The organism is Pseudomonas sp. ICMP 8385 (genome assembly GCF_002699915.1).
GTDB classification, from domain to species: Bacteria; Pseudomonadota; Gammaproteobacteria; order Pseudomonadales; family Pseudomonadaceae; genus Aquipseudomonas; species Aquipseudomonas gessardii.
This window is the reverse complement of the sequence record NZ_LKBY01000145.1, coordinates 1-13615: the sequence shown is the minus strand read 5'-3', so window position 1 is coordinate 13615 and position 13615 is coordinate 1. Positions and strand designations below refer to the sequence as shown.

The following is a 13615-nucleotide window of genomic DNA, read 5'->3' as shown; positions in this document are numbered from 1 at the left end:
CATGAAACGAACTCATAAAAACAGAGCCCGTTTCTATTATTGCTTGGCGGAGAAGTCAATTTCTTAACTGACTGGCATTAGGGCAAGCCCGCTCCCACAGTTGATCTGCGCTGGGCTACACGCCCTTGATGGTCTGGCTGCGCTGCCCCCGCACCCCGACCGGCACATCACCCTTGAGGGTCACGCGGCGCACGATGCGTTCCTGGGTTCCGTAGTCATCCACCGCGTAATGCTGGGTGGCGCGGTTGTCCCAGATCGCTACGTCGCCGGTGTTCCAGCGCCAGCGCACGGTGTTTTCCAGGCGGGTGACGTGGCTTTGCAGCAAGTTGAACAAGTGCGCGGAATCGGCCTGCGAGTAGCCCTTCAGGCGCTTGACGAAATGCCCCAGCAGCAAGGTCTTCTCGCCGCTGACCGGGTGTACGCGCACCACAGGGTGCTCGGTCTCGTACACCGTCGAGGTGAAGATCTTGCGGTATTCCTCAAGCTTTTCAGGTGTCACATCCGGCTTGCGCGCGGCGTAGTCGTAGTCGTTGCTGTGTACCGCCCACAGGGTGTCGGCCAGGGCGCGCAGTTCAGGGGTCAAGTCGTTGTAGGCGCTGGCGGTGTTGGCCCAGACCGTGTCGCCACCCGATGCTGGCGCCAGCACCGAACGCAGGATCGAGGCCTTGGGGTACGCATCGACGAAGGTCACATCGGTGTGCCAGGAGTTGGCGCGCTGGCCACGCCCGCCATCCAGCTCCATCAAGAAGCGCGTGCCATCGCGTACCGGCACCGTAGGGTGGGCAATCGGCTCGCCAAGCAAGTGCGCAAACGCTTCCTGGCTCTGGTCGTCGAGGTGAGTCTGCTGACGAAAGAAGATCACCTTGTACTGCACCAGCGCTTGCTGGATGGCGTCGACAGTGGCGGCGTCGAGGTCGCCGGACAGTTTGATGCCCCGGATCTCGGCGCCGATGCGCCCGGAGACAGGGTGGATATCCAGCGCCAGGGCGACGGGTTGAACAGCAAGTGCGGCATTGCTCATGGGATGACCCTCGTGTGAGTGGGGTGACGCTGCGCCAACGCTCTATTCATATGCAATTTAGGTCTAGTAAATGAACGAATGCTTCGTTGACGGAATAAGAGCTTGCATTTAAAACCTCAGCTCCCCTGGTCGCAAATGCCTTCGACCTATTTTTAAAATGCCGGGAAAGCATATGGATCTTCGCCAACTGCGCTACTTCATCGCCCTTAACGAACACCGCAGTTTTGTCCGCGCGGCCGACGCCATGGGCATCACGCAACCGGCGTTCAGCCGCAGCATCCAGGGCCTGGAACAGGAGTTCGGCTGCGTGCTGGTGGACCGTGGCCACAAGGATCTGCGCCCCACCCCGGAAGGCCAGGTGGTGCTGCAACATGCCCTGAGCCTGGTGCATGGCGCCGCCTTGTTGAGCAGTGAAGTCACGCGCATGACCAAGCTCGATGCCGGTGAGTTGCGCTTCGGTTGCGGCCCGGCGCCAGCCGTGAAGCTGGTGCCGGATGCGGTGGCGCGCTTCGTCAATGCGCACCCGAAAATCCGCACACGGTTCCAGGTGGATAACTGGGAAACCCTGAGCCGCAGCCTGAGCCGGGAAGAGATCGAATTCTTTATTGCCGACATCCGCCAGTTCGAGGCCGATCCGAATTTCCAGACCCAGGCGCTTTCGCCCAAGCGCGGGGTATTTTTCTGCCGGCCGGGGCACCCGCTGCTGGCCAAGGACAGCCTGTCGACCAACGACATGTTCGACTACCCGCTGGCGTCGCCGCTGATCTCCCAGGGCATTCGCAAACTGCTGGCGAACCTCAGCGGGCGCATGGACTTTTCACCGAGCATCCAGACCGAGCACTTTGCGGCGCTGGTGAAGATCGTGCTGCAGTCCAACGCCATTGGCGTGGGCACCGAGGAAGCGTTTGCCGAGGACATCGCCCGTGGCGCGCTGGTGCTGCTGCACTGGCGCAACCTGCCGCAGAACCTGGAGACCCTGAGTGCACGGTGCGGGATCGTCAGCCGCACCGGCTCACGCTTGTCGCCGGCGGCCAAGGCGATGATCGAGATGTTGGTGGCGGTGGATAGGCAGGTGGTGGATGTGGCGGTCTGAAGGGCGCCATCGCAGGCAAGCCAGCTCCCACATTTGACGGTGTTCACAAATCAAAATGTGGGAGCTGGCTTGCCTGCGATGAGGCCCGTTCATGCACTATAGATTTCAGATCCCCGCCGCCACCAACCCCGGCACCACCCAATCACTAACCCGGAACGACTTGCGAATCAGCCGCTCCTTCGACGCCAAATCCACCGCATCCTGCAGCTTGCCCAGGAACACCGGATCCAGGGTCGAGGGGAAAATCTCGCTGAGTTTCTGGTCCTGCAGATCATTGGTCAGAATCACCGGTGGATAACTCGCCAGCCCCGACACCAACTCGATATACGCCTGCTTGTTGTGGTCATCGGTCAACCACTGCACCGCCTGCTGCTGGGCCTTGAGCAGCTTGGCCACCACCTCGGGATGGGCATCGACAAACGTGCCGCTGCCCACCAGCACCGCCTGCACGCTGCCTGCGCCGCCCAGGTCTTTGGTGGTCAGGGGGATTTCGGCCAGGCCCCTGGCCTGCAATGAGCTCAGGTTCGACCCGCCCCAGGTCGCATCGATCTGCTTGGCGGCCAGGGCGGCCACGGCGGCGTTGAAATCCAGGTTGATGATTTTCAGGTCCTTTTCACTCAAGCCCTGGCTGGCCAGGGCGCCGTTGAGGGACAGTTGGGTGGCCGTGCCGCGAAACACCGCCACGCGCTTGCCCTTGAGGTCCTGCAAGGTCTTGATCCCCGAGCCCGGCACCACGCCCAGGTACTGCTTGACTCCGCGAGCGGTGGCGCTCAACAGGCGGGTGTCGAGGCCATTGGAGCGGCCGATGATCGCCGCCAGGTCGCCCAGGTACGCCAGGTCTACCTGGCCGTTGGCGAAGGCTTCATTGATCACGGGGCCGGCACCCTTGAAGTAGTTCCACTGGATCTTGATGCCCTGGTCGGCGAAGGCTTTTTCAAAGATCTGCTGGCTCCTCAGGACGTCCGTCACGCCGCCGCCACTGTTCTGGGTGCCGGCGCTCAGGTCGGGCACGGCGATGCGGATTTCCTTGAGGTCGGCGGCCTGCACCAGCCCGGCGAGCGCCGTGCCGGCCAGCAAGGTGATCAAGCGTTTGAAGGGCAGTTTCATAAGGTGTGCTCCTGTGGGCGACGGTGGCCTTTGGAGCAGAAAGTACGCACAACGCGATCAAAACTTTAAATACTATAAATTCACAATTTAATAGCTTTTTGGACTATGAAGCGGCGAGCGCCGGTTCCAGAGGGTTATGCATCAACAGCATGGAAAATATTCTCCAAATGCATTGGATGCGTGCCGGGCAGAGGCTTTAAATGGTTTTTCTTATCCCTAAATAATCTTTATTTTTTATTTATAAGATCAAAATAACATAACGCACTCGTCGACCACGGAGGTCTTCCATGGCCCGAATCTCACTGTTGAGCCTGCCGCTCGCCGCCCCTGCCAAGGCCGGGCGGGCACATTGGCCGAACCTGAGTGAACGCCTGCTGCCATGGCTGCTGCCACTCACGCTGTTTGCCCTGTGGTGGCTGGCCAGCCGTCAGCACTGGATGAGCGAGCAGATATTGCCGGCGCCCGCGCTGGTATGGAGCAGTGCCGTGGAACTGGCCGGCGGCGAGGTGTGGAGCCACTTGGCGATCAGCCTGCAACGGCTGTTCTGGGGGCTGTTGGCGGGGGTCGGGGCCGGGGCGCTATTGGGTGCGCTGCTGGGCTTGAGTGCCCGCGCCGAGCGCCTGGTGTTCCCCACCTTCAGCGCCCTGTCGCAAGTCCCGACCCTGGCCTGGATACCGCTGTTCATGGTGTTTTTCGGGATCGGCGAAACCCTCAAGCTGGTGGTGCTGGTCAAGGCAATTGTGGTGCCCGTGACCCTGCACACCCTGGTCGGCGTGCGCGACGCCCAGCCCGGTTTACGCGAGGCCGCGCGGGTGCTGCGCTTGCCCACGCATCTGTTGATCCGCCGGCTGATCCTGCCCGCCGCACTGCCCGCGTTCATGGCCGGGGTACGCCTGGCCCTGGCGGCCGGCTGGACCTCGTTGCTGGCCGTGGAACTGCTGGCCTCCAGCGAAGGTATCGGCTACCTGATGGTGTGGGCGCGGCAGTTGTTCATGCTCGATATCGTATTTGTGTGCATCGTGGTCATTGGCGTGCTGGGCATGGCGATGGATCGCGGCATTGGCTGGCTGGATCGCAAGTGGGTGCACTGGCCCCATCCGGCGACCGCGCAGATCCGCCGTGGCCCGCACTACCAGGGCTGGCAACGCCTGCAACCGTGGTTGCTGCCCTTGAGCCTGTTAGCGCTGTGGCAGTCGGCGACAGCCCTGGACTGGGTCGATCCCAATATCCTGGTCAGCCCGTGGACCGTGTTGTACACCACCGCCAGCGGCATATTCGATGGCAGCCTGCTCAACGCCCTGGGCAAAAGCCTGGGACGCACCTTGAGTGGCTTGCTCCTTGGCGGCGGGCTGGGTTTTGCCCTTGGCCTGCTGCTGGGTCTGTCGCGCCGCAGTGAGCGGGTATTGGGCCCGACCCTGGCGGCGCTGCGCCAGATCGCGATTTTTGCCTGGGTGCCGCTGCTCACCGCCTGGTTCGGCCTGGGGGAGTTGGCCAAGGCAGTGTTTATCGCCCTCGCCGCTTTCTTCCCGCTGTTTATCGCCACCCAACGCAGCGTGCTGAACCTCTCGCCACAGCTCAATGAAGCCGCCCAGGTATTGCGCCTGAGCCTGGCCTTACGCCTGCGTCGCCTGGTACTGCCAGGGGCGGCGGCGGGGATTTTTGCCGGGCTGCGCCTGAGCCTGATCTACGCCTGGCTGGGCACCATCGGCGCGGAATATTTCATGCCGTCCAATGGCGGTATCGGCAGCCTGATGATCGGCGCCCAACAGCTGCTGCGCATGGACCTGATCATGAGCGGCATGCTCCTGGTCGGCCTCACCGGCGCTGCGCTCAACCTTATCGGCCAACGCATCGAAACCCGCGCCACGCGCTGGAGACACGCATGACTGCACCTATCGTCAGCTTCAACCATGTGGGCAAGACCTTCGACGTCGATGGCTTCGAGCTGGAGGCCATCCGCGAATTCAACCTGGACATTGCCGAGGGCGAGTTCGTCGCGATTGTCGGCTCCAGCGGCTGCGGCAAATCCACCTTGCTGCGCCTGCTGATTGGCCTGGATACGCAGTTTCGCGGCGAGATCCGCGTCGATGGCCAGGCGGTGCAGGGCATCGGCGGCGAACGCGGCATCGTGTTCCAGGAACACCGTTTGTTCCCGTGGCTGACGGTGGCGCAAAACATCGGCCTGGGCCTGGTCAACGAACCTTTGAGCGAGGCCCAGCGCCAACAGCGCATCCGCGATTTTATCGAGCTGGTCGGCCTCACCGATTTCACCCGCGCCTACCCACACCAATTGTCCGGCGGCATGGCACAACGGGTGGCAATCGCCCGTGGCCTGGTGGCCAGCCCGCGCATCCTGTTACTGGACGAGCCCTTCGGCGCCCTCGACGCCCTGACCCGCCAGCAGATGCAGGATGAACTGCTGGCGATCCGCGCCCGCGCCAGGATCACCACGGTGCTGGTGACCCACGATGTGGAAGAAGCGATTTTTCTTGCCGACCGCGTGGTGGTGATGGAGCCCCGGCCCGGGCGGATCAAGCAGGTGGTGGACATCGCCCTGCCCCATCCGCGCCAGCGCAGCAGTTTCGACTTCCACCAATTGCGCGAAGAACTGCTGCACGAGCTGATCAGCGACGACCATTACCAGCCGCCGCTGCGTGAACAGATCCGTGACCTGCCCCTGGCGTTTATTGCCTGCTGAGTGAGGAGTGTCTTGATGCCGCAACGTCCCAACTTTCTAGTGATCCTGGCCGATGACATGGGCTTCTCCGACCTCGGCGCGTTTGGCGGGGAAATCGCCACGCCGCACTTGGACGCCCTGGCGCTCAACGGCCTGCGCCTCACGGATTTTCACACCGCGCCCACCTGCTCGCCGACCCGTTCGATGCTGCTCACCGGCACCGACCACCATATCGCCGGCATCGGCACCATGGCCGAGGCGCTGACCCCGGAGCTGATCGGCAAGCCGGGCTATGAGGGCTACCTCAACGACAAGGTGGTGGCCCTGCCCGAACTGCTGCGCGACGCCGGTTACCAGACGCTGATGAGCGGCAAATGGCACCTGGGACTGACCGCCGAACTGGCGCCCCACGCCCGGGGTTTCGAGCGCTCGTTCTCGCTGTTGCCGGGGGCGGCCAACCACTATGGTTTCGAGCCGCCCTACGACCACACCACCCCGGGGCTGCTCAAGTCCACGCCGGCGCTGTATATCGAGGACGACCGTTTCGTCGAGCAATTGCCCGACGGTTTCTATTCCTCCGATGCCTTTGGCGACAAGCTGTTGCAGTACCTCAAGGAACGCGACCAGGCCCGGCCATTCTTCGCCTACCTGCCGTTTTCCGCGCCGCACTGGCCATTGCAGGCGCCGGTAGAGATCGTCGACAAATACCGTGGCCGCTACGATGCCGGCCCCGAGGTGCTGCGCCTGGAGCGCCTGGAAAAACTCAAGGCCCTGGGGTTGATCGATGCCGAGGTCGAGCCCCATCCGCTGATCGAGCTGAACACCCAGTGGGCGGCCCTGAGCGATGAACAACGCCAGGTCTCGGCGCGGGCCATGGAAGTGTATGCGGCGATGGTCGAGCGCATGGACTGGAACATCGGCCGGGTGGTGGAATACCTGCGCCAACAGGGGCAGTTGGACAACACCTTTATCCTGTTTATGTCCGACAACGGCGCCGAGGGCGCGCTGCTGGAAGCCTTCCCCAAGTTCGGGCCCGAGCTGCTGACCTACCTCAACCAGCATTACGACAACAGCCTGGGCAATATCGGCCGCGCCAACTCCTATGTCTGGTATGGGCCGTCCTGGGCCCAGGTGGCGACCGCGCCGTCGCGCCTGTTCAAGGCCTTCACCACCGAAGGCGGGATCCGCGTGCCGGCGCTGGTGCATTACCCGCAGCTGGCACTCAAGGGTCGCATCAGCCATGGCTTTGGCACGGTGATGGACATCACCCCGACCCTTCTCGACCTGGCCGGCGTGCGCCACCCCGGCACACAGTGGCGCGGCAAGCCGATTGCGCCGCTGCGGGGCAAGTCGTGGCTGGGCTTTTTGTCCGGGGAGACCTTGCAGGTGCATGACGAGCACACCGTCACCGGCTGGGAGCTGTTCGGCCGCCGGGCGATTCGCCAGGGGCAGTGGAAGGCGGTGTACATCCCAGGGCCCGTGGGGCCGGCGACCTGGCAGTTGTATGACCTGGGGCGCGATCCTGGGGAGATTCATGATTTGGCGTTGAGCCAGCCGGAAAGACTGGCGACCTTGATTGGCCATTGGCAGCAGTATGTGGAGGAGACCGGGGTGGTGCTGAGTGCTTCGCCGTTTCAGCCGGACTGAGGTTTTGTAGTGCCTGGAAGGGCGCTATCGCGAGCAAGCCCGCTCCCACATTTGACCGAGTACATTCTTTGGAATGTGGTCGGATGTGGGAGCGGGCTTGCTCGCGAAAGGGCCGCTACAGGCACCGCCTACCCCTGCGCCATCTCCCGCAACCGCAGCACATCAAGTATCTCAATCTCCCCATACCCCAACCGCACAACGCCCTGCTCTTGCAACGCCTTGAGCAGCGTATTGGTGGTCTGGCGCGACACGCCCAGCATCGCCGCCAGATCCTCCTGCGCCAGTTGCACCACGCGCCGCGAGCCGTCGATCTCGCCATACCCCTCGGCAATCATCCACAACCGATGGGCCACCCGCACCGACGCGGGGGCCAGGCTCAACTGCTCGATATTGATAAAGGTCAGGCGCAACTTCTGGCTCATCAACAAGGCCATGTCCCGCCAATAGGCCGGGCTTTGCGCAAGCAGTTGCAACATCGCCGGCTGCGGCACCTGCAACAGCGTGCAAGGCCCGACCGCACAAGCGTCATGGGTGCGTGGCAGGCCGTCGAACACGGCGATTTCGCCAAACCAGAAGGGCGCTTGCGCCAGGCTCAACAACGCCTCCTTGCCCTGCTCGTTCACTGCGCTGATCCGCAGGCTGCCATCGAGCACCGCATACAAGCCACATGGCGGATCACCGCGCTTGAACAGCACCTGCCCCGCCGTCAGCTGCCGCACGCGGGCATGGGCCAGCAGGCTATGCTGCAAGGGAGCGGGCAGATGGCGATACCAGTGGCCACTGGACAGCCGCCCATGCCAAGACTCTGCGTCCATGAGAACTCCAAAGATTGTCGCCCAGTTGACAGTTTGTCGCAGTCCTACAGGGCATGATCAAGCATCCTACAGGAGGAATAACAATGAAAAGCCTCGTCGACCACCTCAGCCAATACGCCGCCTACCACCGCGACCCGCGCAACATCGCCAGCCACTTTATCGGCATCCCCATGATAGTGGTGGCCGTCGCCGTGCTGCTGTCACGCCCCGAATGGCAGGTGGCCGGCCTGTGGCTATCGCCGGCGGTGCTGCTGGCGCTGTTTTCTGCAGGGTTCTACCTGCGCCTGGAACTGGCGCTGGGGGTGTTGATGAGTGTGCTGATGGGCCTGTCGGTCTGGGCTGGACATGTGCTGGCGGCGCAAAGCACGCTGGTGTGGCTCAGCAGCGGCATCGGCCTGTTTGTGGCGGGCTGGGTGATCCAGTTTGTCGGCCATTATTACGAAGGGCGCAAGCCTGCGTTCGTCGATGACGTGTCCGGGCTGATCGTCGGGCCGTTGTTTGTGGTGGCGGAACTGGCGTTTCTGCTGGGCTTGCGCCATGGGCTCAAGCGGCAGATTGAAGAGCGGGCGGGGCCGGTGCGCGCGCTCGCTCGACACACACCTGTGTAGGAGCTGGCTTGCCTGCGATAGCATCACTGCGGTGTGACTGATACACCGAGGTGTCTGCATCGCAGGCAAGCCAGCTCCTACAGGTGATTGGTGCAGGCCAGAGACTCAGGCTTTTTGCCAGACCTTGGGTTTGAAGAACAACGTCTCGCCCCGCGCCAGCCCGGTCAGGCTGTCGTGATCCTTCACCACTTCGGCTTCGATCAGTTCACTCTGGCCTTCGACCTTCAGCGTGATCCGCGTGGTGGCGCCCAGGGGGCGGATATCGCGCACTTGCGCAGCGTGGTGGTCTGCCAGTTCATGGCGTGACAACGACACTTCGTGGGGGCGGAACAGCAGGTGCTGGTCTTCGCCCAGGTGCAGGCGGTTGGAGTCGCCGAGGAAGTGGTAGACGAAATCGCTGGCCGGGTTTTCATAGACGTCCCCCGGCGAGCCAATCTGCTCGATCACGCCTTTGTTCATCACCACGATGCGGTCGGCGACTTCCATGGCTTCTTCCTGGTCGTGGGTCACGAACACCGAGGTCAGGTTGATGTCCTCGTGCAGGCGGGCCAGCCAGCGGCGCAGTTCCTTGCGCACCTTGGCATCCAGGGCGCCGAAGGGCTCGTCGAGCAGCAGCACCTTGGGCTCCACCGCCAGGGCGCGGGCCAGGGCGATGCGCTGGCGCTGGCCGCCGGAGAGTTGTTCCGGGTAGCGATCCGACAACCAGTCCAGTTGCACCATGTTCAGCAACTCATGGACCTTGGCCGCGATCTGGGTTTCGTTCGGGCGCTGCTTTTTCGGTTTCATCCGCAGGCCAAACGCGACGTTGTCGAACACGGTCATGTGGCGGAACAGCGCGTAGTGCTGGAACACAAAACCGACGTTGCGATCCCGCACATCGTGGCCGGAGACGTCTTCACCATGGAACACGATACTGCCGGTATCCGGGGTTTCCAGGCCGGCAATGATGCGCAGCAAGGTGGTCTTGCCGCAGCCGGAGGGGCCCAGCAAAGCCACCAGCTCGCCACTCTGGATATCCAGGTTGATGCTGTCCAGGGCCTTGAAGGCGTTGAAGTTCTTGCTGACGTTACGGACTTCGATCGACATGACTTATTCCTCAGCCGCACTGGCGCGCAGGCGATTAATACGGTTCTCGCTCCACTGCTTGAGCAGCAGGATGAAGAGCGCCAGGATCAGCAACAGACTCGCCACCGCAAACGCGGCGACGTGGTTGTATTCGTTGTAGAGAATCTCGACGTGCAGCGGCAAGGTGTTGGTCACGCCGCGAATGTGGCCGGACACCACCGACACCGCGCCGAACTCACCCATTGCCCGCGCAGTACACAGCACCACGCCGTAGATCAGGCCCCACTTGATGTTCGGCACCGTCACATGCCAGAACATCTGCCAGCCATTGGCGCCCAGCAGGCGCGCGGCTTCTTCTTCCTGGGTGCCCTGCTCCTGCATCAGCGGGATCAGCTCACGGGCCACGAACGGCACGGTGACGAAGATCGTCGCCAGCACGATGCCCGGCAAGGCAAACACGATCTGGATATCGTGATCCTGCAGCCACGGCCCGAAGAAGCCCTGGGCACCGAACATCAGCACATAGACCAGGCCGGCGATCACCGGCGAGACCGAGAACGGCAAATCGATCAGGGTCACCAGCATGCTCTTGCCACGGAACGAGTACTTGCTCACGCACCAGGCCGCACTGACGCCGAACACCAGGTTGAGCGGCACCGAGATCAGCACGGCAATCACCGTCAGCTTCAAGGCCGACAGCGCGTCGGGCTCAAAGATCGCGGCGAAAAACGCGCCGAGGCCGAGCTTGAGGCCCTGGGACACCACGATAAACAGCGGCAACAGCAAAAACAGGGCGAAGATCAGCCAGCCAAGGCCGATCAGGATACGTCGTGACACCGCACTGCCACGGCGGGCAGCGTTGGCCGAAGACGCGGCGCAAATAGACGATTGGGACATATTCCGCGCCTCCTTAGGGGTGTTCGATGCGCCGCTGCAGCAAGTTGATCAGCAGCAGCAGGACAAAGGAAACCACCAGCATCAGCACGCCGATGGAGGTAGCGCCGGTGTAGTCGTATTGGTCGAGCTTGACCATGATCAGCAGCGGCAGGATCTCGGTTTTCATCGGCATGTTGCCGGCAATGAAAATCACCGAGCCGTACTCACCCACGCCACGGGCGAACGCCAGGGCGAACCCGGTCAGCCAGGCCGGCAACAGCGCCGGCACGAGGATGTAGCGGAACACCTGCAAGGGCTTGGCGCCCAGGCAGGCGGCGGCTTCTTCGATTTCCCGGGGGATATCGGCCAATACCGGCTGCACGGTGCGCACCACAAAGGGCAGGGTGACGAAGGTCAGGGCCAGGGTGATGCCCAAAGGGGTGTAGGCGATCTTGAAGCCCATGTCGGTGGCGAACTGGCCGACCAGGCCGGACGGCGCGTACAGCGCGGTCAGCGCAATACCGGCCACGGCGGTGGGCAGGGCGAACGGCAGGTCGATCATCGCGTCGATAATCTTGCGCCCGGGGAAGGTGTAGCGCACCAGCACCCAGGCCAGCAGCGTACCGATCACGCCATTGATCAACGCGGCGTACAGGGCGGTACTGAAGCTCAACTTCAAGGCGGCCCAGACCCGCGGCGCCGAGATGATGGCCCAGAACTGATCCCAGGTGAGTTGGGCGGCATGGACGAACATGGCCGCCAGCGGTATGAGCACAATCAGGCTGAGGTACACCAAGGTGTAGCCCAGCGTCAGCCCGAAGCCGGGTATGACGGGGGAGATACGACGCGACATAAAAGTCCTTGGTTAACAGGTAGATACCACTGCCGGAGCAAACCTTTGTGGGAGCCGGGCTTGCCCGCGATGCAGGCACCTCGGTGTGTCAGTTACACCGCGGTGATGCTATCGCGGGCAAGCCCGGCTCCCACACAAAGCTCGCGCCTGGCAGTAGTGTGGCTTACTGCGCCGAGTAGATCTGGTCGAACACGCCACCGTCATTGAAGAATTTCGGTTGGGCAGTTTTCCAGCCGCCGAAGTCTTTGTCGATAGTCACCAGCTCCAGTTTCGGGAACTGCTGGGCGTATTTGGCGGCCACATCCTTGTCACGCGGGCGGTAGAAGTTCTTCGCCGCGATCTCCTGCCCAGCCGGGCTGTACAGGTGGTTGAGGTACGCCGTGGCGATTTCGCTGTTGCCCTTCTTCTCGGCGTTCTTGTCGACCACGGCCACGGGCGGCTCGGCGAGGATCGACAGGGACGGCACGATAATGTCGAACTTATCGGCGCCGCCCTCTTCCTTGAGGGCCAGGAACGCTTCGTTTTCCCAGGCCAGCAACACGTCACCCTGACCGTTGTTGACGAAGGTGATGGTCGAACCGCGTGCGCCGGTGTCGAGGATCGGCACGTGCTTGAACAGCTCTTTCACGTATTCCTGGGCCTTGGCTTCGCTGCCACCGACCTTGAGGCCATAAGCCCAGGCCGCGAGGAAGTTCCAGCGGGCGCCGCCGGAGGTTTTCGGGTTTGGTGTGATCACCGAGACGTCCGGCTTGATCAGGTCGCCCCAGTCCTTGATGCCCTTGGGGTTGCCCTTGCGTACCAGGAACACGATGGTCGAGGTGTACGGTGTGCTGGCTTCGGGTAGGCGGGTCTGCCAGTTCTCTGGCAGGGTCTTGCCCAGCTTGGCGATTTCGTCGATGTCGCCGGCCAGGGCCAGGGTCACCACGTCGGCGCGCAGGCCATCGATCACCGCCCGGCCTTGCTTGCCCGAACCACCGTGGGACTGCTGGATCTTCACATTGTCGCCAGGGTGCGCCTTCTTCCAGAAACTGCTGAATTCGGCGTTGTACTCCTGGTACAGCTCACGGGTCGGATCGTAGGAAACGTTAAGCAGCTCGTAATCCTTGGCCACTGCGGAACCGGCAAACACAGCGCTGGCCAGGGCGGCCAGGGCGGCCAGGGCATAACGGCGAATCGACGACATAGACAAGCTCCTGAAATTCTTGGGTGTTGGCTTTTCTTATTAGTACGGGCCCTGCAATCGAATCGCCGTGTTGGCTCAGCTCGGCTTGTTGCCCGGGCTCTGCAAGCGGAATTTCTCTTTGCGTTCGATCTGCACCACTTGGGCGTTGTGTACGGTGATTTCCACTGCGCCAAAACGCAGGTCACGCAATGCGCTTTGGATCTCGCGCAAAATGGCTGCTTCGTCCTGGCCGTCAACGCTGCGTAGAGATGCGCTCATGGTCGTGCTCCTGAAATGAGAAGTGCCTGGCAGTGGCGGCACTGCTTGCGGCGTGAGGGCGATAGTAGATAAGCGCGGATATTCTTAAAAATACTATTTAAGAATGTTTATATAACCAGAAAAATTTTTCAGGCAGGACACGACGTTAAGGCGTGTGCCCATATAAATGTGGGAGCAACTGTCTTCAACATGCCATTCGTCACCTCCATTCGGTGCCGTCACGCAGCATGGCATTCAGTCTGATAAGCAGTATCCGCATGCAGGCAATGAGCAACTGTCTTCAACATGCCATTCGTCACCTCCATTCGGTGCCGTCACGCAGCATGGCATTCAGTCTGATAAGCAGTATCCGCATGCAGGCAATGAGCGCGACTTTCGCGCTCTTGCCTCTCTCGCGCAGAGCCTCGTAGCG

General features: G+C 62.2%; 13 protein-coding genes and 1 pseudogene. 5 read left to right on the top strand and 9 right to left on the bottom strand.

The genetic code is table 11. The features are described 5' to 3' along the window. Positions 1-115: 115 nt before the first annotated feature. Complete coding sequence (locus AO268_RS28605; RefSeq protein ID WP_099170581.1) at positions 116-1021, bottom strand: TauD/TfdA dioxygenase family protein; 906 nt, start codon at positions 1019-1021, stop codon at positions 116-118. 172 nt (positions 1022-1193) lie between these two features. Between AO268_RS28605 and AO268_RS28600 the strand changes: the two genes are divergently transcribed. Continuing rightward, positions 1194-2114: a LysR family transcriptional regulator gene (locus tag AO268_RS28600; protein WP_099170580.1), complete on the top strand. Its 921-nt coding sequence runs from the start codon at positions 1194-1196 to the stop codon at positions 2112-2114. A gap of 105 nt (positions 2115-2219) precedes the next feature. On the opposite strand, the gene AO268_RS28595 is transcribed toward AO268_RS28600, so the two are convergent. Continuing rightward, positions 2220-3221: an ABC transporter substrate-binding protein gene (locus tag AO268_RS28595; protein WP_076962029.1), complete on the bottom strand. Its 1002-nt coding sequence runs from the start codon at positions 3219-3221 to the stop codon at positions 2220-2222. Positions 3222-3508: 287 nt separating this feature from the next. Between AO268_RS28595 and AO268_RS28590 the strand changes: the two genes are divergently transcribed. Genes AO268_RS28590 through AO268_RS28580 form a run of 3 tightly spaced genes read left to right on the top strand, consistent with a single transcriptional unit; the run spans position 3509 to position 7545 of the window. Next, positions 3509-5107, top strand: a complete 1599-nt coding sequence (locus tag AO268_RS28590) for an ABC transporter permease (protein ID WP_099170579.1) — start codon at positions 3509-3511, stop codon at positions 5105-5107. Further along, on the top strand, positions 5104-5919 hold the full coding sequence (locus AO268_RS28585; protein WP_076962027.1) for an ABC transporter ATP-binding protein: 816 nt from the start codon (positions 5104-5106) through the stop codon (positions 5917-5919). Before AO268_RS28590 ends, AO268_RS28585 begins: the two co-directional genes overlap by 4 nt. 15 nt (positions 5920-5934) lie before the next feature. Continuing rightward, a complete protein-coding gene (locus tag AO268_RS28580) occupies positions 5935-7545 on the top strand; it encodes an arylsulfatase (protein WP_099170578.1) in 1611 nt (536 codons plus the stop codon). Positions 7546-7673: 128 nt separating this feature from the next. Here the strand turns inward: AO268_RS28580 and AO268_RS28575 are convergent, their stop codons facing one another. Beyond that, the gene (locus AO268_RS28575; protein ID WP_076962025.1) at positions 7674-8360 is read right to left on the bottom strand and encodes a Crp/Fnr family transcriptional regulator; all 687 of its coding nucleotides are present in this window, start codon (positions 8358-8360) and stop codon (positions 7674-7676) included. Positions 8361-8443: 83 nt separating this feature from the next. Between AO268_RS28575 and AO268_RS28570 the strand changes: the two genes are divergently transcribed. Next, positions 8444-8968 (top strand): Mpo1 family 2-hydroxy fatty acid dioxygenase, encoded by a 525-nt coding sequence (locus AO268_RS28570; protein WP_099170577.1) that lies wholly within the window; start codon positions 8444-8446, stop codon positions 8966-8968. Between the two features lie 105 nt (positions 8969-9073). Here AO268_RS28570 and AO268_RS28565 read toward each other — a convergent pair whose 3' ends face one another. The 6 genes and pseudogenes from AO268_RS28565 to AO268_RS33390 all read right to left on the bottom strand — a co-directional run. Next, positions 9074-10054 (bottom strand): sulfate/molybdate ABC transporter ATP-binding protein, encoded by a 981-nt coding sequence (locus tag AO268_RS28565; RefSeq protein WP_076962023.1) that lies wholly within the window; start codon positions 10052-10054, stop codon positions 9074-9076. A 3-nt stretch (positions 10055-10057) separates the two neighbouring features. Next, positions 10058-10930, bottom strand: a complete 873-nt coding sequence (cysW, locus tag AO268_RS28560; protein ID WP_076962022.1) for a sulfate ABC transporter permease subunit CysW — start codon at positions 10928-10930, stop codon at positions 10058-10060. 13 nt (positions 10931-10943) lie between these two features. After that, positions 10944-11762 carry a sulfate ABC transporter permease subunit CysT gene (gene cysT, locus AO268_RS28555; protein ID WP_029299485.1) on the bottom strand — a complete coding sequence of 273 codons (819 nt, stop codon included), beginning with the start codon at positions 11760-11762 and terminating at the stop codon, positions 10944-10946. A gap of 163 nt (positions 11763-11925) precedes the next feature. Further along, on the bottom strand, positions 11926-12945 hold the full coding sequence (locus AO268_RS28550; protein ID WP_099170576.1) for a sulfate ABC transporter substrate-binding protein: 1020 nt from the start codon (positions 12943-12945) through the stop codon (positions 11926-11928). 75 nt (positions 12946-13020) lie between these two features. Beyond that, the gene (gene oscA, locus AO268_RS28545) at positions 13021-13203 is read right to left on the bottom strand and encodes a sulfur starvation response protein OscA (RefSeq protein WP_029299482.1); all 183 of its coding nucleotides are present in this window, start codon (positions 13201-13203) and stop codon (positions 13021-13023) included. 295 nt (positions 13204-13498) lie between these two features. Continuing rightward, positions 13499-13615 (bottom strand): annotated as a pseudogene (locus tag AO268_RS33390) (IS110 family transposase); the annotation flags it as partial.